Below are 25,504 nucleotides of genomic sequence, written 5' to 3' on the forward strand. Positions count from 1 at the left end.
GGCGGCCGCAGGCGCGGGGGCGGCGCCCGGGACGCCGAGTTCACGGATCCGCCGCGCCGGCACTCCGGCGTAGACCCCGTGGGACGTGAGCCGCCCCCGGACGACCGCCCCGGCCGCCACCACCACGTCGTCCTCGATGACCGTCCCGGGCAGCACGACGGCACGCCCACCGATCCAGACCCGCTCGCCGATGTCGACCGATCGGCCAGAGGCGGTCTCGCTCCACGCCCCGTCGTCGCCGATCTCGTGGTGGCTCGTCATCACGAGCACCTGCATCCCGATCGCGGTGTGGTCGCCGATCCGGACCGGCGCGACGGCCTCGACCGTGACGTTCCGGTTGAAGTACACGCCCCGGCCAACCACGAGGTTCTTCGGGTCCCCCGTCAGTGAGAACAGCGGACCGGGGCTCGACGCGAGGTCGGCGCCCGCGGCGGACGCGATCAACCGGCGTACCGCACGCGGTAGGAACGGCGACCCGAGCAGCAGCGTGAACAGCGTGTACTCGCGGGCGTGGACGACGTCGTCGCGCAGCCGTGAGCCGAACGTGGACGGAGATGCGGTGCGTGCGGACATGCCGCCTCCAGGTCTCGCAGGGGGACGTGTGCGTCCTCGCACACAGCCGGAACGGTAGGTCGGCTCGAGCACGGTCGACAACGCGGGGACCGGGGCGTTGCGCGATTCTTGCGGTGTCCGCTGCCGGGATCCCGCACTGCTACCGTGCTCGCATGTCCTGGGGCCGACGGTACTTCGCGGTCCAGTCGGTCGCGGGGGCCCTCTGGTGGATCGCGGTGTGCACCCTCCCCGGGGTCCGGTCGGCGACCCTCGGCTCGCTCGACCCCGTCGTCGTCGCGGTGTTCGACGTCCCGCTCTTCGTCGTGGCATCGGCGCTCGCGGCGGCCGGCAGTCGCGCCGCCGCGGTGGTCACGACCGGCTGGACCGCGCTGGTCATGGCCGCCCTGGCCGTCTGGGCCACCGCGACGACCGAGGCCGGTGCCGGTGTGCTCGTGATGATCGGCGCGACCGTCGGGTCCGCCCTCGCCCTGGCGCTCGTCGTGCTCGGCCGGGTCCCGACCGAGTGGCTGACGACCGGCCCGCTGCGGTTCAGCACCGCCGACCCCGACGCGGGTCGCCGCCGCCACGTCCTCGGCACCGTCCTGCAGATCACCGTCTTCTGGGGGCTCTTCCTCGGGGTCCTGCCGCTCGTCATCGCCGCCGCCGAGCACCGCTGGCAGCTCCACCCGACGCTGCCCGACGGCGTCGTGACCACCGCTGTCGTCACCGGAGCCGTCGCACTCGTCGCCGCGAGTGCGCTCGGCATCGCGTCCGCAGCGGCGATGTCGACGCAGGGCGCCGGGACCCCGCTGCCGTCCGCGATGCCGAACCGGCTCGTGATCGCCGGTCCGTACCGCTCGGTGCGCAACCCGATGGCGCTCGCCGGCATCGCCCAGGGCGTCGCCGTCGGGCTCCTGCTCACCTCGTGGATGGTCGTCGTGTACGCGCTCGCCGGGTCGATCGTCTGGAACTGCGTCGTCCGCCCGCTCGAGGAGGCCGACCTCGACCACCGGTTCGGCGACGACTTCCGGCGCTACGCCGCACGCGTCCGGTGCTGGGTCCCCCGGTGGCCGATCCCGGCGAGCGCCCCGGCGGACGCGATCAGCCCGCCGCGCCGCTGATGTTGACGAGCCAGGTCACGCCGAAGCGGTCGGTGACCATGCCGAAGGTGTCGCCCCACGGGGCCTTCGTGAGGGGTTCGATGATCGTCTTCGCCCCGTCGGCGAGCCCGTTCCAGTAGCGCGTGAGGGCTGCTTCGTCGTCACCGCTCAGGGACACCGAGATGTTGCTGACGTCGGGGCCCTCCATGCCGGTCGGTGCGTCGGAGGCCATCAGCAGCAGGCCGTTCTCGCCCTCGAGCTGGCCGTGCATGACCTTGTCGGCGTCGGCGGGGTCCTGAGCCATCCCGGCCTCGCCGAAGGTGTTGACGGTGAGTTCGCCGCCGAAGACGCCGTGGTAGAAGTCGAGCGCGTCACGGGCCTGGTCGCGGAGGCCGATGTACGGGTTGAGTCGGACGGTCATGGTGGACTCCTCGCGGATGGTGCACGGGCGCCGTCGTCCGTGTCGCGTCGATCGTCCCAGACCGTCGGCGCGCGCGGAAGCCCGTGGGCGGGTCGTGCAGGATGGGGCGGTGGACAGCGACGACGCGTACGACGAGCACCTCACCGCCGAGATGCCGTGGACCGACGTGGTCCGGACACTCGAGGGCCTCGGGTGGACGCCGTGCGGCACCGGGGACTGGGCGTGCGCGTTCCGTTCCCCCTCCGGTCGGCTCGCGGCTCGGGTCAGCCCGTTCGACCCCGCCGGGCCGTACTCGGCGATGCTCTACCGCGTGGCGGCGCACACCCGTCAGGTCCCCGTGCTGGTCGACCACCGCGTGCTCGAGGGCGGGTCCGACCTCACGGTGATGGAGTACCTCGCGCCGGTGTCCGCGGCCGAGGGGGCTGCCTTCCACCGGTCGATCCGTGCACGGGAGCCGGACGTGGCGGCGCTCGCCGAGCACATCGACGCCGTGCACGCGCGTGGCGCCCGGGAGCAGCCGTGGTGGGGTCCGCTCGACGACAACCCGGCGAACGTGATGCGCGGCTCGGACGGCCGGCTGGTCGTCGCCGACCTGTTCTACGCGGACGGCCCCGCGCTGTACGCCACGGTGCGGGACGACCCCGACCGGGTCGTGCGGGACTACCCGGAGCACCTGCGTCGGCACATGACGGAGTTGCCGCTGGCGAGTTCCGGCGGGTGGGCGGCCGGCGACGCGGAGCGGATGCGCCGGGCACTGGCGGCGGCGGACCGACGCCGGTCGGGATGACGTCCGGACGCTCCCCGCCCGCCACCAGCACCGGTCGGTCCCCGCCCGCCACCAGCACCGGACGGTTCCCGCCCGCCACCAGCACCGGACGGTCCCCGCGCGCCGGGGCACCCGAGCACCCAGCCGCCTCGGCCTAGCATCGTGAGGATGCCCGACCCCCGCCCCGACGAGTACATCCGCGTCCGCGGCGCCCGCGAGCACAACCTGCAGGACGTGGACGTCGACATCCCCCGCGACCGCATCGTCGCCTTCACCGGCGTCTCCGGCTCCGGCAAGTCGAGCCTCGCGTTCGGCACCGTGTTCGCCGAGGCGCAGCGCCGGTTCCTCGAGTCCGTCGCGCCCTACGCCCGGCGACTCATCGCGCAGGGGTCCACCCCGCACGTGGAGTCGATCACGGGACTCCCCCCGGCCGTCGCCCTGCAGCAGCGCCGCGGTGCGCCGAGTGCCCGCTCCACCGTGGGCACGCTGACGACCCTGTCGAACTCGATGCGCATGCTCTTCTCCCGCGCCGGCACCTACCCGCCGGGAGCCGACCGGCTCGAGTCCGACTCGTTCTCGCCGAACACCGCCGCCGGGGCCTGTCCCCGCTGCCACGGACTCGGTACCGCGCACGAGGTCACCGAGGCGTCCGCGGTCCACGACGACTCGCTCAGCATTCGCGACGGCGCGATCACCGCGTGGCCCGGCGCCTGGCAGGGCAAGAACCTCCGCGACGTGACGGCGGTGCTCGGCTACGACATCGAGCGGCCGTGGCGGGACCTCCCCCGCGCCGACCGCGACTGGCTGCTCTTCACCGAGGAGCAGCCGGTGGTCGAGGTGCACCCGAAGCGCGACCGGGTCGCCAAGCCCTACCGTGGTCGGTTCTGGAGCGCCCGACAGTTCGTGCTGCACACCCTCGCGGACTCCCAGAGCGAGACCCAGCGCGCCAAGGCCCTGCAGTACGTCGAGTCCGGGCCGTGCGGCCTGTGCGGCGGCACCGGGCTCACCCGGGCGGCCCTCGCCGTCACGGTCGGCGGGCACAGCATCGCCGACCTCAACGCGCTGCCGATCACGGCGCTCGCCGACGTGCTCCGGCCGATCGCCGCGATCACGGACGCCTCGGCGGCGACGTCCCGTGCGTCCTCGGGCGAGCACACCGAGGTGGCCGTCGCGATCGCGGGTGACCTCGTCACGCGCCTCGACGTCCTCCTCGGCCTCGGGCTCGGGTACCTCGCGCTCGACCGGTCGACACCGACGCTCTCCCCCGGTGAGACGCAGCGGCTCCGGATCGCGACGCAGCTCCGCTCCGGGTTGTTCGGTGTCGTGTACGTCCTCGACGAGCCGAGCGCCGGTCTGCACCCCGCCGATGCCGAGTCCCTCGTACAGGTGCTCGACGACCTCCGCGCCGGCGGCAACAGCGTCTTCGTGGTCGAGCACGACATGAGCATCGTCCGACGGGCCGACTGGATCGTCGACGTCGGGCCGGGCGCGGGCTCCGGTGGCGGCACCGTCCTGTACAGCGGTCCCGTCGACGGCCTCCAGCACGTCGAGGAGTCGGTGACGCGGCGGTTCCTCCACCCGGCCGGCCCACCTGCCGCCCGCACGCCGCGGGACCCGGTCGCCACCCTGGCGCTCCGCGACGTGACGCTGCACAACCTGCACGGTCTCGACGTCGACGTCCCGCTCGGGGTCCTCACCGCGGTGACCGGGGTGAGCGGCTCCGGGAAGTCCTCGCTCGTCGGTGGCGTCCTGGCCACCGAGGGCGCCTCGCACCCGCTCGTGACCCGGGTCGTCCAGGTCGACCAGAAGCCGATCGGCCGCACGCCCCGGTCGAACCTCGCCACCTACACGGGCCTGTTCGACGCCGTCCGCCAGGCCTTCGCCGCCACCGATGCCGCACGGGAGCGCGGCTGGGGCGCCGGACGGTTCTCGTTCAACGTCGCGGGCGGCCGGTGCGAGGTGTGCCAGGGCGAGGGGTCCGTCTCCGTCGAGCTGCTGTTCCTGCCCGGCAGCTGGGCACCGTGCCCGGAGTGCCACGGTGCCCGGTACAACGCCGAGACGCTCGAGGTCCGGTGGGACGGCGCGAGCATCGCCGACGTGCTCGGCATGACCGTCGACGAGGCGGCACCGTTCCTCGCCGGCCTCCCGGCCGCGGCGCGCGGGCTCGAGACGCTGCGCCAGGTCGGTCTCGGCTACCTCCGACTCGGGCAGCCCGCCCCGGAGCTGTCCGGCGGCGAAGCGCAGCGCATCAAGCTCGCCACCGAACTGCAGCGCGCCCGGTCCGGCCACACGCTCTACCTGCTCGACGAGCCGACCACCGGCCTCCACCCGGCCGACGTCGAGCTGCTGTCCGAGCAGCTGTCGCGGCTCACGGACGCCGGCAACACGGTCGTGGTCGTCGAGCACAGCATGGACGTCGTCGCGGCGGCCGACCACGTCATCGACATGGGTCCCGCCGGCGGGGACGCGGGCGGGCAGGTGGTCGCCGCCGGCACGCCGGCCGCGGTCGCGGCGTCCGCCACGAGTCGGACCGCTCCCTACCTGCGCGCGCAGCTGGGGCGGTGAACGCGAGCGGGTGACGGCCTGGAGGCGCGGTGCGGGCCCGAACCGCGCCTCCAGTCCGACCCGGTGTGGGTCGAGAGCCGCAGCGCTCGCTGAGTGGCCATCAGCTTTTCATCCCTCCGGAGGATGCACCCGCGGGGCGACCGGAGCATGCTGAGCGGTGTGTGGGGAGTCCGGTCGTCCGCGACCGCGGTCGTGGGGGCCGCGGTCGCGACGCGCCGGACCGTCTGATCCGCGGCTCGCGATGGCCGGCCGGACTGGCCGACCGCTCTCCGTCGCGGGGACGGTCACGACCCCGACAGCCCCACCGCGGCGCGCACTGCACGCAGCCCCTCCGGCGTACCCGGCCAGTGCCGATCCAACGCCACCGCACCGGCCCGCCGGGTGACGAACCGGAGCACGAGCGCGACGACGATCGCGTCGTCGAGGTACCCGATCACCGGCACGAAGTCCGGCACGAGGTCGATCGGCAGGAGCAGGTACCCGAGGAGTACGACGAGGGCGACGCGCACACCCCGCGGCACCGTCGGGTCGGCGACGAGCCGCCGGACCAGCCGGACGACGTCGGGCACGAGCCGGAGCGCCTCGACCAGCCGGAGGCCGTCACCCGATCGACGTGCGGCGACCACCAGGGCGATCACCACGACGCCCCACACGATGACGAACCCGCCCACGATCGCGACGACGACCGACCACCACTCCATGCCCCGAGCATGGCGGACGCGGTGTCGCGGGAGCTGAGCGAACGGACAGGTCGCGCTGCGAAGGCGGTGTCGAGCCGGAACGGTGCCGCCTGCCCCGGTACTGTTCCCGTTCGTGAGTGTTCGTCGTCGCGCGTCCCGTGTCGTCTCGATCGGGGTCGTCGCAGCCCTCGCCGCGTCGTTGACCGGCTGCGGGGAGGGGTCCGGGGTCGACAGCGACTACGCGAAGATCTGCCGCGACAACTCGACGCAGAAGCGCCTGCCGGACGACGACTGCAACAACCACGGCGGGCACGCCGGCTGGTACTACCTCCCGCTCAGCGGCAGCCGCGCGACGAAGGTCCCCGCCGTCGGCGACGCCGTGTCGGGCGGCACCGCCAGCCTCCCGTCGGGCAAGACCGCGGAGTCGGGCATCTCGTCCCGCGGCAGCTCGGTGACGAAGGGCGGCTTCGGCGGGTCCGGCGAGCACGGCGGGTTCGGCGGCTGATGGAGCGCGTCGAGTTCACCGAGCGCCCGGAGTGGCAGCGACGGATCCAGCAGACCGGCCTCATCTACTCACGGTCGGTGCGCGAGGACGGCACCGCGGTCGAGTACTGGAACGACGGCGCGGCGTACGTGTTCACGCTGCCCGAGGTCGAGGCGCTCGAACGGCAGACCGAGGAGCTGCACCGCATGTGCCTCGAGGCCGCCTGGTACCTGGCCTCTGGCGAACTCGGCACCCTCGGGCTCACCCGCGAGGGCTTCGACCTCGCAGCGTGGTCGCTCGAGCAGGGCGAACCGGACGTGTACGCCCGCTTCGACCTGGCGTACGCGGGCGACGGCTCCCCCGCGAAGATGCTCGAGTACAACGGCGACACCCCCACCGGGCTCATCGAGGCCTCGGTCACGCAGTGGCACTGGCTGCAGGACCGCATCGCCGACGGGTCGCTCCCCGCCGACACCGACCAGTGGAACGGCATCCACGAGGCGATGGTCGCCCGCTGGCGCACCCTGCTCCACGCATCGCTCCGCGCCGAGGAGGGCGGCCGGCTCTTCGTCGCCCACTCCGACCTCGACACCGCCGGCGAGGACTGGAACACCGTCGCGTACATGCGGGACCTCGCCGGCGAGGCCGGGTGGGAGCACACCGGCATCGAGATGAAGGACATCGGGTGGCACGCGGTCGCCCGGCAGTTCGTGGGCAACGCCGAGCCCGTCGGCTCGTCGCGGAGCGTCTTCACGCTGCCCGGCGACGAGGACGGCACGCAGTACCCGGTCATCCGGAACCTGTTCAAGCTCTACCCGTGGGAGGACCTCGTCTCCGGGGACGACCGCGCCGAGGGCGACCAGGAGTTCGGCGCGTTCCTCGTCAGCGACCGCGGCCGCCTCGGCCGGTGGTACGAGCCCGCGTGGAAGATGTTCCTGTCGAACAAGCTGCTGCTGGTCGCGCTCTGGCGGCTGTTCCCGGGCCACGAGAACCTGCTGCCGGCGTTCGCCGACGGCCCGAACGGCATGACGGACTTCGTCGTGAAGCCGGTGTTCGGGCGCGAGGGCGACGGCATCGCCGTGCACCGCGCGGACGGCTCGGTGACGACGAACGGCTCGGAGTACCGCCGCGCCGGCACCGGCGGCGAACGGGTCTGGCAGCAGTACCACGAGCTGCCGGACTTCCCCGGGTCACGCGGCCACAACCACCCGGTCCTCGGCTCCTGGGTGGTGGACGGCGAGTCGTTCGGCGTCGGCATCCGCGAGTCCGACGGTCCCATCACCGACTACTGGTGCCGCTTCGCGCCGAACGTGATCACCGCGTCCTGAACGACGGGGCCGCGCGTCCTGCCACGATGGACGGCATGACCTACACCGCCAGCAGCGACCGCTACGACACGATGCCCTACCGCCGTACCGGGAACTCCGGCCTCGACCTGCCGCTGCTCTCGCTCGGCTACTGGCACAACTTCGGCGACGACGTCGCCTTCGAGACGCAGCGTGCCGTGAGCCGCCGCGCATTCGACCTCGGCATCACCCACCACGACCTCGCGAACAACTACGGGCCGCCCTACGGTGCCGCCGAGGTCAACTTCGGGCGCCTCATGCGTGAGGACTTCCGGCCGTACCGCGACGAGATGATCGTGTCGACGAAGGCCGGCTGGGACATGTGGCCCGGCCCCTACGGCCAGGGCGGCGGCTCCCGCAAGTACGTCCTCGCCTCCCTCGACCAGTCGCTGCAGCGCACGGGTCTCGACTACGTGGACGTCTTCTACTCGCACCGCCTCGACGCGTCCACCCCGCTCGAGGAGACGATGGGCGCCCTGCACACCGCGGTCCAGCAGGGCAAGGCGCTCTACGTCGGCATCTCGTCGTACGACGCCGAGCGCAGCCGCCAGGCCGCCGCGATCCTGCGCGACCTCGGCACGCCCCTGCTCATCCACCAGCCCTCGTACTCGATGCTGAACCGCTGGATCGAGACCGAGGGGCTGCTCGACGCCGCGAGCGAACTCGGCTTCGGCGTCATCGGCTTCACCGCGCTCGCGCAGGGGCTCCTGACCGGCAAGTACCTCGACGGCGTCCCGGAGGACTCCCGCGCCGCTGCCGGCAAGTCCCTCGACGCGTCGAGCATCACACCGGAGGTGGTCGCCCACCTCCGTGCCCTGAACGACCTCGCCGCCGCACGCGGCCAGTCCCTCGCGCAGCTCGCGCTGGCCTGGGCGCTCCGCGACGAGCGGGTCACGTCGCTCGTCATCGGCGCCTCGCGCGTGTCCCAGGTCGAGGACAACGTCGCCGCCCTGGCGAACACGTCCTTCACCGACGAGGAGCTCCGCACCATCGACGAGCACTCCGTCGGGATCGCGGACGTCGACCTGTGGGCCCGCGCGCGCGCCGGTCAGGTCTCCTGAGCGGGAACCGTCACCAGGTGGCGGACGGGAGGCGCGGTGCGGGGCCGCGCCGCGCCTCCCGTCCCGCAGGCGGTCGCGTCCGCACTGCGGTGGGCCCTGCCGGGATCGGCATGCGTCATCGATTGCACTTCCTGTTCCGCACGGCGTAGATTCGCACCCGTGACCACCATCTCCGAGTACGCGGCGCAGCACGGCATCTCGCCGCGCCGCGCTCGCGCGCTCGCGCAGCAGGGCCGTCTCCCGGCACGACGGGTCGGACGTGCCTGGATCCTCGACGATGGCGTCGCCACGACGCCGGCCGTCGGCACCCGACCGATGAGCGAGCGCACGCGGCGCCTGTTCCTCCGTGCACTGAGCGACCAGACCGTCCGTGAGGTGACCGGGTCCGACCGCCGACGCATCGCCGCGTACCTCGGCCGGCTCCGCGCCTCCGACCGACCGGCAGCGCTCATCCGGGCGTGGTTCCGCGAAGCGGAAGTCCCGACGGGCTTCACGCTCGGAGAACTCCTGGTCCGGGCGGCACTGGAACACCAGGACGACGTCGTCGCCGACCGTCTCGCCCGACCACAGCGGCGGTACCTCAACTCGCCCGAGCGCCTGGCGCGGGTCGTCGCCGACGAACGGGCGATCCACGGCCTCAGCCGCGCACAACTGGCCGACCGTGCCGGCACGACACCCGGTGACGTCGCCGCCGTCGAGACCGGGCGGCAGGTCGACACCATGCTCACCGTCCTCCGGGTCGTGAACGCGCTCGACGTGCACCCCCTGGCGTTGCCCACCGGAGCTGTCCGGGACTCCGCGTGAACCGGGTGCTCCACGCCTGGCTCGAAGGGCAGTACGTCGGCGAGTTCGCCGTCGACGGGAGCGGCCGGATCACGCTCCGCTACGACGATGCCGCCCCGGACACACCCGTGTCGCTGTCCCTGCCCCGGGACGGCAAGATCTCCGACCGGGCACCGGGCCGGTTCCTCGACAACCTCCTGCCCGATCGGCCCGAAGCCCGCGACTGGATGCGTCGCGTCACCGGAGCCCGCTCGACGAGCACGTTCGACCTCCTCGAAGAGGTCGGCGGCGACGTCGCCGGCGGGCTGGTGCTCCTCCCCGCACCGGAGTTGCCGCAGCCGGCGGCCACCGCGCTGCTGCTGGCCGACGACGACGCGATCGCGTTCCGGATCAGCAGCCTGCACGACGATCCGGATCGCTGGTGGGAGCGGAGCGACCCGGCCCGGTTCTCTCTCGCCGGTACGCAGCCGAAGTTCGCGCTCGCGAACGTCGCCGGTACCTGGTTCTGGCCGAACGCGTCGGTCCCGTCGACGCACATCATCAAGCCGGCGTTCTCCGCCAACCGGGGAGCCGAGCATGCAGAGGTCGCGGCCGAGCGCCTGGCAGCGGACATCGGCATCGTCGCCCCGCGAGCCGACGTGCTCGACGTGGTCGGCGAGCAGGCGTACCTCGTTGAGCGCTTCGACCGGGCACCGCAACCGTCCGGCTTCGCCGCGCGACTCCACATGGAGGACCTCGCACAGGCACTCGGCAGGTCCGGTGCCGACAAGTACCGCATCGGAGCGAAGCCGATCCTCCAGCTCCTGCTGCAGCACGATGCGTCGGGCACGGCCGCGCACGACTTCCTCCGGCAGGCCGCGTTCAACGCAGCGATCGGCAACGCTGACGCGCACGCGAAGAACTACTCGGTCCTGCTCCGACCGGCGGGGGTGGAACTCGCGCCGCTCTACGACGCCCTGCCCACGCGCCTCTGGCCCGGGTACGACGAGCAGCTCGCGATGCGCATCGGTGGCGCGCAGTACACGCAGGAGCTGACACTCGACCACTGGTCGAAGCTCGCCGATCAGTCCGGCCTGGACGTCGACCGCGCCCGCGTCGAGGTGCAACGGGTGTACGACGACGTCGCCGACCGGATCGACACCGCTTGGAACGACCTCGACGACGACCAGGCCACTCGGATGCGCGGACTCGTCGCCGAGCAGACGGCGAAGATCGCGGGTCCGCGCGCGACGCGCACCACGCCGGGAACGGTGGGCCCTGCCGGGATCGAACCGACGACATCCACGGTGTAAACGTGGCGCTCTACCAGCTGAGCTAAAGGCCCTCACGTCGAGTCTACGGCGTCGGACACCCGCCCGATGTTCAGCCACAGGCTTACTTTCGGCGATGTGAAGTCGTATCCTTAACACGTGCACTCCGACCCCGTGATCGCGGTGATCGTCGACCTCGTCGACTCCCGCACCCTCGACGACCGCGCAGCGGCCCAGCGCGACGTCGAGCGCGCCTTCGACGGTACCCCAGCGGTCGAGGCGGTCGATCCGCTGCGCGCCACCGTCGGCGATGAGTTCCAGGTGATCTACGCCACGCTGACCGACGCACTCGTCGCGACCACGGCCGCGATCCTCGCACTGCCGCCGACCGTGCAGATCCGGTTCGGGATCGGGCGCGGCACGGTGCAGACGATCGGCGCGGGTGCGGTCGGTCCCCTGCAGGACGGCCCCGGGTGGTGGTCCGCACGCGACGCCATCAACGAGACCCACCGGCGCGAGGACGGCCGGACCGCGTTCCTCCGGGCCTGGTACCACGACGCCGAGGACCGCCACGGACCGACGGAGCGACTCGTGAACGCCTACTTCCTGAGCCGCGACCACGTCGTCGCGCGCCTGACCCCGCGTGCACGGCGGATCGCCCTCGGGCTGGTCCAGGGCCGGACCCAGGCGCAGATCGCTGCTGAGGAGGGCATCACCCCGTCGGCGGTCTCCCAGTCCGTGCAGAAGTCGGGCGTCGCCGCACTGGTCGAGGGCCTGCGGGTCCTCGGGGACGGGGGCCGCTGATGCTCGCCGGGGTCCTCCTCGCCCTGATCGGGACGGCCGACGTCGTGCGCACCCGGACCGGCACCGACGCCGCACCACGCCGCGTCCTGACCGTGATCGTGGTCCTGCTGCTGTGGATCGGGATGGCCGTCGTCGCCGTGCCGGGCCTCGGCCTCCCCGTCGGGGCGGTGGCCACCGCGATCGTGCTCGCCGCCCTGTGGATCGCCACGACGACGCCGGTGCGGCCGACCGACGCCCGGCCGTCGACCACGCCGCCACGGGTCTGGTGGCGCCGTTCGGGCTCGTGGCCGTCGGTCCTGCTCGCGGTCGCGCTCGCCGTGCTGCTGCTGACGGTCCCGTCCGTCGATCCCTCGGGGTTCGTCGTCGAGTGGCAGCGCGGTTCCGCGCCGGCGTTCGTCGCCGCCGTCCCGCTCGCCGCGATCGTCGGCGGCGTCGGAGCAGCGCTGTTCCTGGTCGACTCGGCCAACGTCGTCGTCGCCCAGGCCCTCCCGCCGGGGCTATCCCCCGACACCGTCGGGCGTACGGTCGAGGACGGCCGGGGGCGACGGCTGTTCGCACGACGACCCCGACGGGATGCCCGCGACGCCGAGCCTGCAGGCGACGACGACACCGGCGCGGGCACGGTCCTGCTGCAGGGCGGCCGCATGATCGGCCCGATCGAGCGCCTGCTGCTCGCCGGGTTCTCGCTGGTCGGGGCGTTCCCCGTCGTCGCGGCGCTGATCGCGGCCAAGGGCATCGTCCGCTTCCCGGAGATCCGCCGCGAGACGACCGGGTACCAGGCCGAGTACTTCCTCATCGGCAGCCTGGTGAGCTGGGCGATGGCGTTCGCCGCGGCCGGCATGTGCTGGTTGCTCGCACAGGGCTGAGGCTCGCGCCGCGTCCCGCGCGACCCGTGACCCGCGTCCCCGGGCACCGCGCTCCCCCGTCGAAGCACGAATCCGACATCGAACAACCGCCGGGTCCCGGTTCGATGTCGGATCCGTGGTTCGACGCCGCCAGCGCACCGCCGCCAGCGCCCCGCCGACGCCACGGGTCGATGCACAGCGGCCGCCCCGGGAGATCCCGGTCGTCGCCGGGTAGCGTCATCCCCGTGAACGGAGTCGGAGTCCTCGACGAGGCCGGCCGCCTGCGGCTGCTCGGTGCCGGTGCGACCGGTGCCGCCTTCGCCGTCGTGCTCGTCGTCCTCGTGGCGTCGTCGTGGACGGAACCGACCCCGGCCCTCCTCGTCGGCCTCGGTGTCCCGGCGGCAGCGGTGGGCATCGCGATCGCCGTCGTCCTGCAGCTCCGCTCCTGGCGCGCCGAGGGCGGGTACGACCGGAGCGTCGTCGTCCGCAACTGGGTGCTCGAGGGCGAGGTGCCCCCGACCGTGCCGGCCGCCGAGTGGATCCCCCTCGTGCAGGCCCAGGCCGAGCGCGAGGTCGCCGGCTGGGGCAAGATCGTCCTCTCGACGATCTGGATCCTGATGACCTGGTCGATGCGGGACCAGCACGGACCGGTCATCACGACGATGCTGATCCTGCTCTGGATCGGCCTCGGCCTGTGGAGCGCACTCTGGGTGATCCCCCGCGCCCGGGCCGCCAAACGACTGCTCGGCCGCGGCGTCGCCACCCCCGCCTGATCCCGCCCGGCACCGTCCTGGGTACGCTCGCCGTCATGCAGAGTCGCACCCTCGGCCGTACCGGCCGCCCCGTGTCCGTCGTCGGCCTCGGCACCTGGCAGTTCGGCGGTGACTGGGGCCCGGTCTCCGACGCCGACGCGAACGCCGTCATGGACGCGTCCGTCGAGTCCGGCGTCACGCTGTTCGACACCGCCGACGTGTACGGCGACGGCCGGAGCGAACAGCTGATCGGCGCGTGGCGGACGGCCAACCCCGACGTCCCGCTCACTGTCACGACGAAGATGGGCCGTCGCGCCGACCAGGTCCCGTCCAACTACGTCGCCGCGAACTTCCGCGAGTGGGTCGACCGCTCGCGCCGGAACCTGCGGCAGGACACCCTCGACCTCGTCCAGCTGCACTGCCCACCGACCGAGGTCGTCGCCGACGACGCCGTGTACGACGCCCTCGACGCGCTCGTCGCCGACGGCTCGGTCGCCGCCTACGGCGTCAGCGTCGAGACCGCCGACCAGGCCCTCACCGCGATCGCCCGCCCCGGCGTCGCCACCGTCCAGATCATCCTCAACGCGTTCCGTCTCAAGCCGCTCGACCGCGTGCTGCCGGCGGCCCAGGAGGCGCGGGTCGGCATCCTCGCGCGCGTCCCGCTGGCATCGGGGTTGCTGTCCGGCAAGTACACGGCGGACACGTCCTTCGCCGAGGGCGACCACCGCAACTACAACCGCCACGGCGAGGCGTTCGACCAGGGCGAGACCTTCAGCGGCGTCGACTTCGAGGACGGGGTACGCGCTGCCCAGGCCTTCGCGGCATCGCTGCCCGACGGTGTCTCGGTCCCGCAGGCGGCGCTCGCGTGGATCATCGCCCAGGACGGCGTGACCGCGGCGATCCCCGGCGCACGCAACCCCGAGCAGGCCCGGTCGAACGCCGGTGCGGGCTCGCTGCCCGAGGTGCCGGGCCTCGACGAGACCGTCCGCGAGCTGTACGACGAGTGGTTCCGCGCCGCCGTGCACGACCGGTGGTGAAGCCGGCGGCCGTCGGCGCAGCGCTCGCGGCCCTCACGGTCCTGGCGCTCATCGCGGGCGGGACGGCACCGGCGAACGGCACCTCGCGGTCCGCTCCCCCGTGGCCCGCGCCGACGGCCCTCGCCGAGCGTGCCGACGACGCCGGACTGCGCAACGTCTGGGGCGAGCGACTCGCCGAGCACGTCCACACCCACCTGACGATCCTCGACGGCGACGTCCCCGTGACGGTGCCGGCGAACGTCGGGCACTCGGACACCCGACGGTTCGCCGCGCAGCTGCACACGCACGACACCTCGGGCATCCTGCACGTCGAGTCCCCCACCCGGCAGCCCTTCACGCTCGGGCAGTTCTTCGACGAGTGGGGCGTCTCGCTCGGCCCCGCACACGTGGGCGGGCTCCGTGGCGAGCTGACGGTGTGGGTCGACGGCCGCAGGTTCATCGGCGACCCGCGCTCCATCGCGCTGACGAACCGCCGCGAGGTCGTGCTCGACGTCACGACGATCGGCGAGGTCCCGCACCTGCCGCCACCCTTCGACTGGCCGCCGCAGTACCGCTGACCCGCACCGCGACACGCCCGGCGACGCCGCGTCAGGCGACGCCGCCCCGCGCCCTCAGTCGCCCGGCAGACCGAGCGCGCTCCCCCGCGGGACCGGTCGCGGCTCCGGAGGGTGCACGGCCCGGAGCGCGCGAACCAGCTCGCGGTCGTGCCGGTCCGAGCCGCCGCCGACGCTCCCGAGGCCGTACCGAGCACGCAGTCGGACCGGCCCGTGGACGGTCTCGAGGCGGAGGCACGACATCGTGAACGTCGGGTACCACGGCGGCCGGTACTCGCCCACGTCGATCGACGTCACGTCCGACCACCGCACGGTCGACACCGGCTCCGGTTCCTCGGGCGCCCACCCGTGCAGGCCCGCGTCGTCGACCGTCCACACCACCGGCAATGACGCCGGCACGCCGACGGCGCGCTGTCCGGATGCCCATCGTCGCACCGGCAACCAGAGCCGGACGGGGCGCCCACCGACCTCGTGCACCCGCCGCACCGTCGCGCGGTCGGCGTACGGGAACCACAGGTTCGGCACGACCACCACCACGCCCGTGATGATGACGGAGGCCGCGATCGCGCTGATCGTCGGTTCGGTGTGGAACGCGACGCACGCTGCGGTCCCGACCGACACCGCGACGAGGCTCGCCACACGGAGCGGCACCGGGTCGACGAAGCGGCCGTCCCGCAGCCGCTCCAGCCACGCCCGACGGTCCCGTGGCACCTCACGCCTCCTTCGGGGCGGTCCACGCCAGGTCGAGGTCCCACTCGTCCACCGAACCGGCCGGCAGCTGCCACACGTACTCGTTCTTGAGCTTGCGGCCGTCCTCGCGGAAGGGTCCGGTGCGGTACGGGTAGAACGCCACGGTCGGCAGCGTGCCCGGCGGCGCCGTCCGGATCGCGTTCGAGAAGTCCTTGTTCAACCGCCGCAGTTCGGCGACCACCGCGCCTCGAGCACCGTCGGCGTCGAACCCCGATGCGCCGGACGCGAGCTGGAACGCGATGTGCAGCTGCCGGTCGCCCCGGTCGTCCTCGTAGCTGATCAGCCGGTGGTTCTCGACGGCCTCGAGCAGCGCCGGGTCGCCGTAGACCACGTCGCGCACGACGTCCGGCGCGACGACCGCCCCGTTGTAGTCGACGGACAGGTCGGATCGCCCGTAGTGGAACAGCAGCGGCAGGTCGAGCTCGGCGGCGTCGGCGAGGTCGTCGAACCCGTGCTCGCGCAGGGTCCGGCGCAGCGAGCGCATCCGCACGACGTGCCCGCGGTCGTGGATGTTGTACCGGATGCGGGGGCTGATGTTCTCGGACCGGGTGATCGTGACGACGAGTTCGCCGAGTTCGTTCGTCTCGATGAGGTAGCCGAACGGGTTGAACTGGAACACCATCGGCAGCACGCCGTACTCACCCTGCTTCGTCAGCGCGGCGGAGAGCTCCGGCGACGCCGCGATCGCCCGACGCAGCTGCACGCTGAACGGAGTCTCGATCCCGAGGTTGATCTCGAGGTCGCTCGCCCCGTACGACCCGAGCACGGCCTGCGCGTACTGCTCGATGTGCGCGCGCATGTTCTCGCTGATGCCCTCGCCGCCGAACGCCGCGACGATCGTGTACTCGCTCCAGTCGAGCCGGTCGTCCTCGAACAGTGCCTTCAGGAACGGCGGGTAGCTGCAGATGATGTACGTGAAGTCGGTGCCGAACTCGCGCATCGTCTGCACGATCTTGTCGCGGTCCGGCCCGATCGACTTGATCATCGACGACTCGGTGAGCGATGCCGTCACGTTCATGCCGGTGGCCCAGGCGCCGAGCGAGAACGCGTTGAGCACGAACGGCTGCTTCGGCAGGTCCTTCGCGGTCCGCGAGAACCCGAGCTGCAGCAGCTGCCGGGTCGCCTGCCGTTCGTCGGGGCCGCGCACCCAGCTCGTCGGCGTGCCGCTCGATCCGCTCGACTCGTCGACGACGACCCCGCGCCGTGGCAGCCGACCGTCGACGCAGCGCTCCGGGATGCTCCACCGCTTGACGTACGACTCCTTGTCCATCTCGGGCAGCCCCGAGATCGCTGCGGCGATGCCGCCGCGGGTGTCCAGACGGGAGGCACGCCCCGCCTCCGCCAGGAACGCCCCGTACGCGGGCACCCGCTTCGCAGCCCGCTCGGCCGTCCGCCACGCACGCCAGCGTCCGAGGGTCCAGCGGAGCGGCTCGATGCCCGGCGTGAGCAGGAGCTTGTGCGTGCCGACGCGCGGCATGAACAGCGCCACGACCGTCTCGACGACCCAGACCACCGAGAACACCGCCGCGCGCTTCACCGGGCACCCCCGATCGTCATCGCCGCCGCGGGTCGGCGGTGCGCCAGCGGTGGCGGTGCGCTGTGGCCGAAGCGGAAGAGCATCCAGGCCATCCGACCGTCGGACTCGTCGACGCCGGCGCGCTCGACGAACGCCGCGTGCGACCGCGGGTTCGTGATCACGGTGCCGAACGGGTGCAGGGCGACGCCCCGTGCCGTGAGCTCGAGCCAGATCCGCATGAAGGTGCGTCCGGCCTCGACGTAGTCCGCCGGCGACGAGAACGGTCCCTCGAGCCACCCGAGCTGCCGGACGCCGCGCATCGTCGACAGGTACACGCGCTTGAAGACCCCACCGACGCCGGGTGCCTCCCAGAGCCCGCGGTGCTCCATCGCGAACCGCAGCACCGGGCCGGGCATGAGCATCGTCTCCGCCGACAGCCCGTCACCCGACTCCGCCGCCTGCCGCTTCGAGAACCGCAGCCAGTGCAGGATCTCGTCGTGCACGGCGTCGTGCTGCAGGTCGTCGAACAGGGTCTCCTGGTTGACCCGGACGATCTCGTCGACGGTGGCCCGGTCGGCGGTGGTGCGGAAGCGCTGGCCGGCCGCCGACGCGATGGCGGCCGCAGCCCGGATCGCGGACTCGTCCACCAGGGTCGCGTCGTAGGGCCTGCGCGAGGTGCGCCGTGCGAGGAAGCGGGCCAGCGCCTCCCGGTCGTCCGCCGTCGCGGCGCGCGGACGCAACGCGACCGTGCCCAGTCGGTGCAGGTGGTCGTCGGCCGCGCCGGAACCGACGCCGGCGTCCAGCCGCGCGAAGTCCATCTCGGCGTGGTCCAGCCGTTCCTGCACGGTGAACCCGTGCGCGCGGGCCACCACGTCGAGCCCGGCCAGGAACACCCCGGCGCAGACGTGGCCGAACGGGATGCCGAACGACTCGGCCGGCAACCCCCTGCGCAGGTCGTAGAACACGGTCGCGGTGCGGTCGTCCTCGACGCGCACGACGATCGGTTGCGAGTTGTGCGGCGACGGGTAGTGCCGCGCGTCCTCGATGATGCCCGTCCACGGTGATGCCATCGGTTCCCCCTCGGTGGTCTCTGCGGTCGATCATACGAACGCCCGGTGACGCCCATGCCGTCCGGGGAATGCAGTGCTCCCCGAGCCCGCGTACGCTCGGCCCATGGCCACGATCCGGACCGGCACCGACCTCGCCGCGGTCGAGGACGTGATCGCCGGGATCACCGCGCACGGCGAGCGCTACCTCGCCCGGGTCTTCACCCGGCAGGAGCGCGCCGACGCCGGGGACGACCCGGAGCGCCTCGCCGCCCGATTCGCCGGCAAGGAGGCCGTGCTGAAACTGCTCCGGCCGGAGCGGTCGGACGCCGTCCCGCTGACCGACGTCGCCGTCGTGCTCGATGCCGTCGGCGCCCCCGTCGTCGAGCTGACCGGTCGTGCGGCGGAGCTCGCCGAGGCGGTCGGCTGCACGTCGATCGCGGTCTCGTTGTCCCACGAACGGGGACTGGCGATCGCCACCGCCGTCGCCCTCTCCGAGCGCTGACGCAGCCCCCTGGGTCGCTCCCTGTCAGGGCACTCAGGTCCGGCGCGGCGCGTGCGGTTTCACGCACCCGCACGGCGGCTTTCCGGGCCGCCGTCCTCCTTATCGTTGCCAGCATGCACCAGGACCCGACCTCCGCAGCGACCGCCGTCGCACTCGTCGCCCCGACGACCGAACTGGCCGTCCGGCGAGCCCTCGCCGACCACGGACGGCTCGTCGTCGACGCCATGGACGTGGCGTCGATCGCCGACCTCTACGCCCTCGGGCTGACCTCGCACGCCACCGTGAACGTGATGCTCGCGGTCGAGAACGAACTCGACGTGGAGTTCCCCGACGCCGCGCTGCACCGGTCGACCTTCGCCACCATCGAGTCCATCGCCACGGCAGCGGAGACGGCGGCGTGATCACCGAGGAGCGTCCGGCGAGCGCCGGGACGACCGTCTCCGCCGTCGACCGGTTCGCCGAGCGCACCGCCCTCGTGGTCGACATCGCCGCCCGGTACGCCGACGAGGTCGATCGTGACGCCCGTCCCCCGCGCGAGGCGATCGCCGCGATGAAGGAGCACGGTCTCCTCGCCGCGGCGGTCCCGGTGGAGCACGGCGGTGAAGGAGCGACCCTCGCCGAGCTCTCCGTCATCGCGACCGAACTCGGACGTGCGTGCGCCGCGACGGCCATGGTCTTCGCGATGCACCACGGCCAGGCCATGGCGCTCTGGCGGCACGGCGGCGTGGCCCTCGGCGTCACCGCGATGATCGAGGCCGTCCGTGACGGGGCCCTCGTCGCGTCGTCCACCACCGAGCGCGGCATCGGCGGCGACGCCCGTCGGAGCACCTGCGCCATCGAGCCCGACCACGCCGGACGCATCCGCCTCCGCAAGGACGCCCCGGTCATCTCGTACGCGACCGAGGCCGACGCGATCCTCGTCACCGCCCGGCGCGACCTCGACGCGCCGGCGTCCGACCAGCGGCTCGTCATCGCGCTGCCGGCGGAGACCACGCTCACGCAGACCTCGACCTGGGACACGCTCGGGCTCCGCGGCACGTGCAGCAACGGCTGGCTGCTCGACACCGAGACGCACGAGGACCGTGTCCTCCGCGACGACTACGCGACGATCTCCGCCCGCACCGTCCTCCCCGTGTCGCACGTCCTCTGGGCGTCGGTGTGGCTCGGCATCGCGGCGGACGCGGCGGACCGTGCCCGTCGGGCCGTCCGCAAGCAGGCGCGCGCCGCCGTCGGGCAGACCCCTCCTGGAGCCCTCCGGCTCGCCGAGCTCCTGGTCGACCTGCAGACCATGGCCGACGCCGTCCGGCACGCCGCGGCCCGGTTCGACCAGGTGGCCGACGACCCCGAGGTGCTCGAGTCGACGGCGTACGCGCTGGCCGCGAACGCGCTGAAGATCGGCTCCTCCGAGCGGGTCACCGACCTCGTCACCCAGGCGCTGCGGATCGTCGGCATCGCCGGTTTCGCCGCCACCGGGGAGCTCAGCATCGCCCGGCACCTCCGAGACGCGCACGGTGCCGCCGTGATGGTGAGCAACGACCGTCTCCTGCAGAACGACGCCGCACTGGCACTCATGACCGGAGCCATCCTGTGACCATCACCGAACCGACGACCACGACGCAGTCCGCACCCGCGTCCGACCTCGACGCCGCCCGCGCTGCGCTGCGTGCACGGCTGCTCGCCGACGGCGTGCTCATCGACCTCGGCTCGCCGGGGCTCTACGGCCGCACGGGCGTGTTCGAGCGCGTGTACACGGCGGTCGACACCGCGGCCGTGGCCAGCCAGCAGGACCTCGACGCCGAGGTGCTGCGCTTCCCGCCCGTGGAGCCGCTCGCGGCGTTCGAGCGCACCGACTACATCGCGTCCTTCCCGGACCTCGCCGCGTCGATCTCCGGCTTCACCGGTGACGACCGCACGCACCGTGCCCTGCTCGCCGCCCGCGAGCGCGGGGAGCGGTGGGAGGGCTTCCTCGAGCCGGCCGACCTGATGCTGACCCCGGCGGTCTGCCACCCGGTCTACGGGCTCGTCGGGGACCGCGTCCCGCAGGACGGCCGCACCTTCGACATCGTCGGCGACTCGTTCCGGCGCGAGCCCTCGCTCGACCCGATGCGGCTGCAGGCGTTCCACATGCACGAGTTCGTGCACATCGGCACGCCCGGCTCGGCCCAGCACCACCGTGACGACCGCATCCCGGTCATGCGCGCGCTGCTCGAGTCGTTCGGCCTCGAGATCGACGTCGTCCCCGCGAACGACCCGTTCTTCGGACGGGTCGGGCAGATGCTCGCCCGGAACCAGGTCGAGCAGGCGCTCAAGTTCGAGTTCGTCACGCCCGTCTACGGCCCGGAGCACCCGGCGACCGCGATCGGCTCGGCGAACCTGCACGAGGACCACTTCGGCACGTCGTTCGGCATCTGCACGGCCGACGGCGAGGTCGCGCACAGTGCCTGCGTCGCGTTCGGCCTGGAGCGCATCACGATCGCCCTCTTCGCCGCGCACGGCACCGACCTCGACGCGTGGCCGGCTCCGGTCCGCGCGGCCCTGGCCCTGTGAGCACCCACCACGGCTGGACGGGTCGCCCGGCCCTCCGCGTCGCCGTGCAGCTCCCCGTCGCGGCGCGCGCCGGCGTCGTGATCTGTCCGCCGCTCGGGCAGGAGGGCGTGATCGCGTACCGGACCCTCCGCCTGCTGGCGGACCGACTGGAGGCGCGTGGCGTGGCCTCGGTGCGGTACGACCCGTCCGGACGTGGTGACTCCGCACCCGACGGCGATCCCGACGCGCAGGTCCGGTCGGCACGTCGCGCCGCAGCGGTGCTGCGTGGTGCCGGGGTCGAGCGGATCGCGTACGTCGGTCTGGCCTCCGCCGCGCCGATCGCCGCCGCCGCGGCCTCCGACACGGACGGCCTGGTCCTCTGGGACGCGCCCGCCTCCGGCCGCGCCTGGCTCCGGAAGCAGCGAGCACTGGCGACGATCACGATCGGCGCCGACCGCGTGGTCGACGGCGTCGAGAGCCTCGTCGGCATGGACGTCGACCCCACCGAAGCTGCGGCCCTCGGCGCGCTCACCTACCGGTCGCGGACCGGCCCGACCATCGCCCTCGTGCGCCCGGGCAGCAGCGCCCCCGCAGCGCTCGGCGACGTGTCGACGACCGAGGTCACCGGGAGCGCCGAGCTCCTCGACGGCACGAGCATGGTCGCCCGGATCCCGGGCTCCGCCGTCGACACCGTCGTGGCGTGGACGGACGCGTGGGCGCCGACGGTGGCCCTGCCGGTCCTGCCGCCGACACTCGACGAGGTCCTCGACGTGGACGCCCGCACGTCGGAGCGCATCGTCCGGATGGGCCCGGAACGGCTCTTCGCCATCGAGACCGTCACCTCCGGCCAGCACGAGGACGCCCCGGTCGTCGTGCTGCACAACGGCGCCGCCGAGCACCACGTCGGCGCGTCCGACTACCAGGTCGCCCTCGCGCGGACCCTCGCCCGCGACGGTGCCCGGGTGGTCCGGGTCGACCGGAGCGGCACCGGTGAGAGCTCCGCGGTCCACGAGGACGAGCGGTCCGCGATGTTCGCGCAGGAGTGGATCGACGACCAGCAGGCGGTGGTCGACGCCCTCGCCGTGGACTCCCGACGGCTCGTGCTCGTCGGCATGTGCGCCGGCGCGTGGCTCGCGGGGCGCTCTGCGGACGCCGCACCGCGCATGGTCCTCGAGATCAGTCCGAACGACTACCGTCGCCAGCCGGCCGCGGTGGGCGCGTACGCCGATGCCCTCCGCGCGATCGACGAACCGTCGCCGCTGCGGCTGGTGCTCCGGCGCTGGTGGAACGCCGTCGTACCCGAGTGGGTGCGCGACCGGGTCGCCCGTCGCGACCGGGTCGGCGGGGTCGTCGGACACGTCCGTCCGCTCGTCGAGCACGGCACCGACGTCGTGCTCATCGCGTCGCCCGTGGACGTCGAGCTGTTCGAGCGGCTCGGTGGTCCGCGTGCCCTCCGGCGGTGGGGCACCCGTGGCCGGACCGGCAGGGTGGAACTCGTGCGGGTGCCGGACGGCGACCACTCGCTGTTCTCCCCGGTGATGCGGCAGGCCGTGCTCACCGAGGTGCGGTCACGCGTCGCGGCGACGTTCCCCGTGCACGCCTGACCCGCCGGCGAACCCGTCGATGGCGCGCTGCGCGATCGCGACCTCGGTGGGCCCGCCGTGTCCCTCGTCCTCGACGACCTCGAGGCGGCTGCCCGGCCACGCCCGGTGCAGCAGCCACGGCGTGATGACGGGCCCGCTCACGTCACGCCGCCCGTGCACGAGCACGCCGGGGATCCCGGCGAGCTCGCCGGCGCGCCGGAGGACCTCGTCCGGACCGAGGAAGCAGTCGTTCGCCCAGTAGTGGGTGACCAGCGTGGCGAAGTTGCGCCGGTCCCGGGGATCGGTGTGCAGCTGCCCCGGGCGCCACGCCGGGTCGAGCGAGACGTGGGTCGACTCCCACGTGTCCCAGCTGTCGGCTGCGGCGTCCCGGACGGCGGGGTCGGACGAACGCAGCAGTCGGGCGTGGTGCTCGACCGGCCGCACGCCTGCCGGGACGTCGGCGGTGAACCGTGACCAGGCCTCCGGGAACACCGTCCCGACCCCCTCGGTGATCCAGTCGACCTCGCGACGGGAACCGGTGGTCACCGCGACGAGCACGACCTCGGTGACGCGCTCGGGGTGCTTCAGGGCGTAGGCGAGCGCGAGGGTGCTGCCCCACGAGACACCGTGCAGCAACCAACGCTCGACGCCGAGGTGTCGCCGCAACGCCTCGACGTCCTCGATCAGGGCCGCCGTCGTGTTGCGGTCGAGCGACCCGAGGTCGTCGATCGCCCACGGGGTGCTCCGCCCGCACCCGCGCTGGTCGAGCCCGATGATCCGGTACACCTCGGGGTCGAACCGCTGCCGGTAGCCCCCGGCGCCGAGACCGGATCCCGGGCCGCCGTGCAGGTACAGCGCTGGGCGGCCGGTCGGGTTGCCGGACTCCTCCCAGTGGATCCGGGCGCCGTCGGGGCGGTCGAGCCAGCCGTGGTCGTGGGGGTCGATGGGCGGGTGCACACCCGGAGCCTACGACGGACGTGCGGACCGGACGAGGTCGAGCGTGCGCGCCACCGCGGTCGGGTGCTCGACGTGGGCGAAGTGCCCGCAGTCGTCGAGCAGCACCGTCCGGACGTCGGGCAGGAGGCTACGGAGCGCCGCGAGGTCGGACACCCGGGCGAACACGTCGTCCCGCCCGGCGATCGCGGTGACCGGGCACGTCACGCCGCGCCATCGGTCCAGGTCGTAGGCGGCCGCGGCACGAGCGGCTCCGATGAAGCCGGCCGGACGGAGCTCGTCGACGAACGCCTCGAGCACGCTCGGGTCGAGCCGGCGCACGTGCGAGAAGACGGGAGCGGCGAGGACGGGCAGGAGGCCGATCGCCCGGAGTCCGCGCAGGAGCGGCCGTGCCGTCTCCCCGGTGATCGCGAGGCCTGCCCGCAGCAGCGTGAACGCGGGGAGCGTCAGGAGCCCGCGCACGGGATGCCGGGACGCTCCGGCGGTCGCCACGGTCGTGCCGGAGACGAGCGCGACGGAGCGCACGCGTCCGGGTGCCACGACGGCCAGGTGCATGCCGACGAAGGCGCCCATCGAGTGGCCGACGACGTCGACGTCCGGGACCGCGAGGGCGTCGAGCACCGTGGTCAGCACCGACGCCGCCTGGTCGACCCCGAGCGGCTCGACCGGTGCCGGTGACGCGCCCCAGCCCGGCAGGTCGACGAGCACAAGACCGCGGTCGTCGATGCCGTGCGCCGCCGACAGGAGCGGGGTCCACGTGGTCCACGACCCGGCGACCCCGTGCAGCAGGAGCAGCGCGGCGGGACCGGGTCGGTGGTGCACGACGACCGGGCCGACGTCCGTCGGGACGACGGTGCGCTGCAGGCCGAACCGGTCGGCGTCGGCGGTGACCGGGAACGGCGCGTACGGCTCGGCGGTGACCACCCGCGCGGGTGGGCGGTCGTCGACGGCGTGCACCGTGCCTCCAGTCCGCGACGCGTCGCGCGTCGCCTCAGGAGGTGTTCGGAACGCTAGCCGACGGGGACTGGTGCGGCGCAGGCCGCCAGGCGGTCGAGCGCGGCCTTGTACTCCGTCACGTCACGGGCGACGCCCGGCTCGGAGATGATCGAGGCCTTGATGCGACCCTGCACGTCGATGACGAAGGTCGCGCGGGTGGCGAAGCCCTTGTGCTCGAGGAAGACGCCGTACTCCTTCGAGACGGCGCCGTGCGGCCAGAAGTCCGCGAGGAGCTCGAAGTCGTAGCCGTTCGATTCGGCGAACGATCGGAGCGTCGCCTTCGAGTCGACCGAGATGCCGACGAGCTCGACGCGCTGGTCCTGGAACATCGCGATGTTGTCCTGGAGGGCGCAGAGCTCGTTCGTGCAGGTCGACGAGAACGCGAGCGGGAAGAAGACCAGCGCGACCGGGCGGACGCCACGGAAGTCGCTGAGGCGGACGTGCTCCCCGAACTGGTTCGGGAGTTCGAAGTCCGGCGCGAGCGAGCCGATCTCCAGTGCCATCAGTGCGTTGCTTCTTCCTCGGGCGTGGGGTGTGCCCGGTGTCCTCGCGCACGCACGGGTCGCGTGTGCACGATCGGCAATCGTACGCCGACGTCACCCGAATGCAAGCACCTGTCCACCCACAC

General features: G+C 73.1%; 27 protein-coding genes and 1 tRNA gene. 18 read left to right on the plus strand and 10 right to left on the minus strand.

The window, feature by feature from the left end; translation table 11 throughout:
• A partial coding sequence (locus tag HWD93_RS10905; RefSeq protein WP_306577155.1) for a DapH/DapD/GlmU-related protein occupies positions 1-573 on the minus strand: 573 nt, incomplete at its 3' end.
• 152 nt (positions 574-725) lie between these two features.
• Between HWD93_RS10905 and HWD93_RS10910 the strand changes: the two genes are divergently transcribed.
• Positions 726-1,673, plus strand: coding sequence for an isoprenylcysteine carboxylmethyltransferase family protein (locus HWD93_RS10910; RefSeq protein WP_261646831.1), 948 nt, complete (start codon positions 726-728; stop codon positions 1,671-1,673).
• Here the strand turns inward: HWD93_RS10910 and HWD93_RS10915 are convergent.
• Entirely contained in the window at positions 1,654-2,073 is a 420-nt protein-coding gene (locus tag HWD93_RS10915; protein ID WP_070418740.1) for a VOC family protein, read from the minus strand. The genes HWD93_RS10910 and HWD93_RS10915 overlap by 20 nt on opposite strands.
• 109 nt (positions 2,074-2,182) lie before the next feature.
• Between HWD93_RS10915 and HWD93_RS10920 the strand changes: the two genes are divergently transcribed.
• Both HWD93_RS10920 and HWD93_RS10925 read left to right on the plus strand, forming a co-directional pair.
• On the plus strand, positions 2,183-2,860 hold the full coding sequence (locus tag HWD93_RS10920; protein WP_261646832.1) for a hypothetical protein: 678 nt from the start codon (positions 2,183-2,185) through the stop codon (positions 2,858-2,860).
• Between the two features lie 147 nt (positions 2,861-3,007).
• Positions 3,008-5,404: an excinuclease ABC subunit UvrA gene (locus tag HWD93_RS10925; RefSeq protein WP_261646833.1), complete on the plus strand. Its 2,397-nt coding sequence runs from the start codon at positions 3,008-3,010 to the stop codon at positions 5,402-5,404.
• A gap of 284 nt (positions 5,405-5,688) precedes the next feature.
• On the opposite strand, the gene HWD93_RS10930 is transcribed toward HWD93_RS10925, so the two are convergent.
• On the minus strand, positions 5,689-6,105 hold the full coding sequence (locus HWD93_RS10930; protein ID WP_261646834.1) for a YkvA family protein: 417 nt from the start codon (positions 6,103-6,105) through the stop codon (positions 5,689-5,691).
• 112 nt (positions 6,106-6,217) lie between these two features.
• Here HWD93_RS10930 and HWD93_RS10935 point away from each other — a divergent pair, with 112 nt between their 5' ends.
• The 5 genes from HWD93_RS10935 (at position 6,218) to HWD93_RS19620 (ending at position 11,050) form a co-directional block, all read left to right on the plus strand.
• Entirely contained in the window at positions 6,218-6,589 is a 372-nt protein-coding gene (locus tag HWD93_RS10935; protein WP_254789616.1) for a tRNA-dihydrouridine synthase, read from the plus strand.
• Positions 6,589-7,896 carry a glutathionylspermidine synthase family protein gene (locus tag HWD93_RS10940; protein WP_261646835.1) on the plus strand — a complete coding sequence of 436 codons (1,308 nt, stop codon included), beginning with the start codon at positions 6,589-6,591 and terminating at the stop codon, positions 7,894-7,896. The genes HWD93_RS10935 and HWD93_RS10940 overlap by 1 nt, the downstream gene beginning before the upstream one ends.
• Positions 7,897-7,931: 35 nt before the next feature.
• Positions 7,932-8,975 carry an L-glyceraldehyde 3-phosphate reductase gene (gene mgrA / locus HWD93_RS10945; protein ID WP_261646836.1) on the plus strand — a complete coding sequence of 348 codons (1,044 nt, stop codon included), beginning with the start codon at positions 7,932-7,934 and terminating at the stop codon, positions 8,973-8,975.
• 159 nt (positions 8,976-9,134) lie between these two features.
• Entirely contained in the window at positions 9,135-9,779 is a 645-nt protein-coding gene (locus HWD93_RS10950) for a helix-turn-helix transcriptional regulator (RefSeq protein WP_071294852.1), read from the plus strand.
• 5 nt (positions 9,780-9,784) lie between these two features.
• Positions 9,785-11,050 (plus strand): HipA domain-containing protein, encoded by a 1,266-nt coding sequence (locus HWD93_RS19620; RefSeq protein ID WP_374115158.1) that lies wholly within the window; start codon positions 9,785-9,787, stop codon positions 11,048-11,050.
• On the opposite strand, the gene HWD93_RS10955 is transcribed toward HWD93_RS19620, so the two are convergent.
• Positions 11,010-11,082: transfer RNA gene (locus tag HWD93_RS10955), tRNA-Val, on the minus strand. The two genes, HWD93_RS19620 and HWD93_RS10955, sit on opposite strands and share 41 nt — an antisense overlap.
• Before the next feature lie 85 nt (positions 11,083-11,167).
• Between HWD93_RS10955 and HWD93_RS10960 the strand changes: the two genes are divergently transcribed.
• From HWD93_RS10960 to HWD93_RS10980, 5 genes are all read left to right on the plus strand, one after another.
• Positions 11,168-11,812: a SatD family protein gene (locus tag HWD93_RS10960; RefSeq protein ID WP_071294850.1), complete on the plus strand. Its 645-nt coding sequence runs from the start codon at positions 11,168-11,170 to the stop codon at positions 11,810-11,812.
• Complete coding sequence (locus HWD93_RS10965; protein WP_071294849.1) at positions 11,812-12,678, plus strand: hypothetical protein; 867 nt, start codon at positions 11,812-11,814, stop codon at positions 12,676-12,678. Before HWD93_RS10960 ends, HWD93_RS10965 begins: the two co-directional genes overlap by 1 nt.
• Before the next feature lie 224 nt (positions 12,679-12,902).
• Positions 12,903-13,430 carry a hypothetical protein gene (locus HWD93_RS10970; protein WP_261646837.1) on the plus strand — a complete coding sequence of 176 codons (528 nt, stop codon included), beginning with the start codon at positions 12,903-12,905 and terminating at the stop codon, positions 13,428-13,430.
• A 35-nt stretch (positions 13,431-13,465) separates the two neighbouring features.
• Positions 13,466-14,446 (plus strand): aldo/keto reductase, encoded by a 981-nt coding sequence (locus HWD93_RS10975; protein WP_261646838.1) that lies wholly within the window; start codon positions 13,466-13,468, stop codon positions 14,444-14,446.
• A complete protein-coding gene (locus tag HWD93_RS10980) occupies positions 14,443-15,003 on the plus strand; it encodes a hypothetical protein (protein ID WP_261646839.1) in 561 nt (186 codons plus the stop codon). Before HWD93_RS10975 ends, HWD93_RS10980 begins: the two co-directional genes overlap by 4 nt.
• Before the next feature lie 54 nt (positions 15,004-15,057).
• Here the strand turns inward: HWD93_RS10980 and HWD93_RS10985 are convergent, their stop codons facing one another.
• The 3 genes from HWD93_RS10985 to HWD93_RS10995 are packed head-to-tail and all read right to left on the minus strand — an operon-like array spanning position 15,058 to position 18,336.
• Positions 15,058-15,711, minus strand: a complete 654-nt coding sequence (locus tag HWD93_RS10985) for a hypothetical protein (protein ID WP_261646840.1) — start codon at positions 15,709-15,711, stop codon at positions 15,058-15,060.
• A gap of 1 nt (position 15,712) precedes the next feature.
• Positions 15,713-17,287, minus strand: a complete 1,575-nt coding sequence (locus HWD93_RS10990; protein WP_261646841.1) for a CoF synthetase — start codon at positions 17,285-17,287, stop codon at positions 15,713-15,715.
• Complete coding sequence (locus HWD93_RS10995) at positions 17,284-18,336, minus strand: hypothetical protein (RefSeq protein ID WP_261646842.1); 1,053 nt, start codon at positions 18,334-18,336, stop codon at positions 17,284-17,286. The genes HWD93_RS10990 and HWD93_RS10995 overlap by 4 nt, the downstream gene beginning before the upstream one ends.
• A 103-nt stretch (positions 18,337-18,439) precedes the next feature.
• On the opposite strand from HWD93_RS10995, the gene HWD93_RS11000 reads away from it, so the two are divergent.
• The 5 genes from HWD93_RS11000 (at position 18,440) to HWD93_RS19485 (ending at position 22,947) form a co-directional block, all read left to right on the plus strand.
• The gene (locus HWD93_RS11000; RefSeq protein ID WP_229085318.1) at positions 18,440-18,817 is read left to right on the plus strand and encodes a holo-ACP synthase; all 378 of its coding nucleotides are present in this window, start codon (positions 18,440-18,442) and stop codon (positions 18,815-18,817) included.
• 113 nt (positions 18,818-18,930) lie between these two features.
• Positions 18,931-19,218 carry an acyl carrier protein gene (locus HWD93_RS11005; protein WP_071294843.1) on the plus strand — a complete coding sequence of 96 codons (288 nt, stop codon included), beginning with the start codon at positions 18,931-18,933 and terminating at the stop codon, positions 19,216-19,218.
• Complete coding sequence (locus HWD93_RS11010) at positions 19,215-20,408, plus strand: acyl-CoA dehydrogenase family protein (protein WP_229085317.1); 1,194 nt, start codon at positions 19,215-19,217, stop codon at positions 20,406-20,408. Before HWD93_RS11005 ends, HWD93_RS11010 begins: the two co-directional genes overlap by 4 nt.
• Positions 20,405-21,364, plus strand: a complete 960-nt coding sequence (locus HWD93_RS11015) for an amino acid--[acyl-carrier-protein] ligase (protein ID WP_261646843.1) — start codon at positions 20,405-20,407, stop codon at positions 21,362-21,364. Before HWD93_RS11010 ends, HWD93_RS11015 begins: the two co-directional genes overlap by 4 nt.
• Positions 21,361-22,947, plus strand: a complete 1,587-nt coding sequence (locus HWD93_RS19485; protein ID WP_071294842.1) for an alpha/beta hydrolase — start codon at positions 21,361-21,363, stop codon at positions 22,945-22,947. The genes HWD93_RS11015 and HWD93_RS19485 overlap by 4 nt, the downstream gene beginning before the upstream one ends.
• Here HWD93_RS19485 and pip read toward each other — a convergent pair.
• The 3 genes from pip to HWD93_RS11035 are packed head-to-tail and all read right to left on the minus strand — an operon-like array spanning position 22,912 to position 25,379.
• Positions 22,912-23,883, minus strand: coding sequence for a prolyl aminopeptidase (pip, locus tag HWD93_RS11025; protein ID WP_071294841.1), 972 nt, complete (start codon positions 23,881-23,883; stop codon positions 22,912-22,914). The genes HWD93_RS19485 and pip overlap by 36 nt on opposite strands.
• Before the next feature lie 9 nt (positions 23,884-23,892).
• A complete protein-coding gene (locus HWD93_RS11030; RefSeq protein ID WP_261646844.1) occupies positions 23,893-24,837 on the minus strand; it encodes an alpha/beta fold hydrolase in 945 nt (314 codons plus the stop codon).
• Between the two features lie 53 nt (positions 24,838-24,890).
• Positions 24,891-25,379: a peroxiredoxin gene (locus tag HWD93_RS11035; RefSeq protein WP_070418722.1), complete on the minus strand. Its 489-nt coding sequence runs from the start codon at positions 25,377-25,379 to the stop codon at positions 24,891-24,893.
• Between the last annotated feature and the right edge of the window lie 125 nt (positions 25,380-25,504).

This window comes from Curtobacterium sp. C2H10, assembly GCF_025407985.1.
Lineage (GTDB): Bacteria > Actinomycetota > Actinomycetes > Actinomycetales > Microbacteriaceae > Curtobacterium.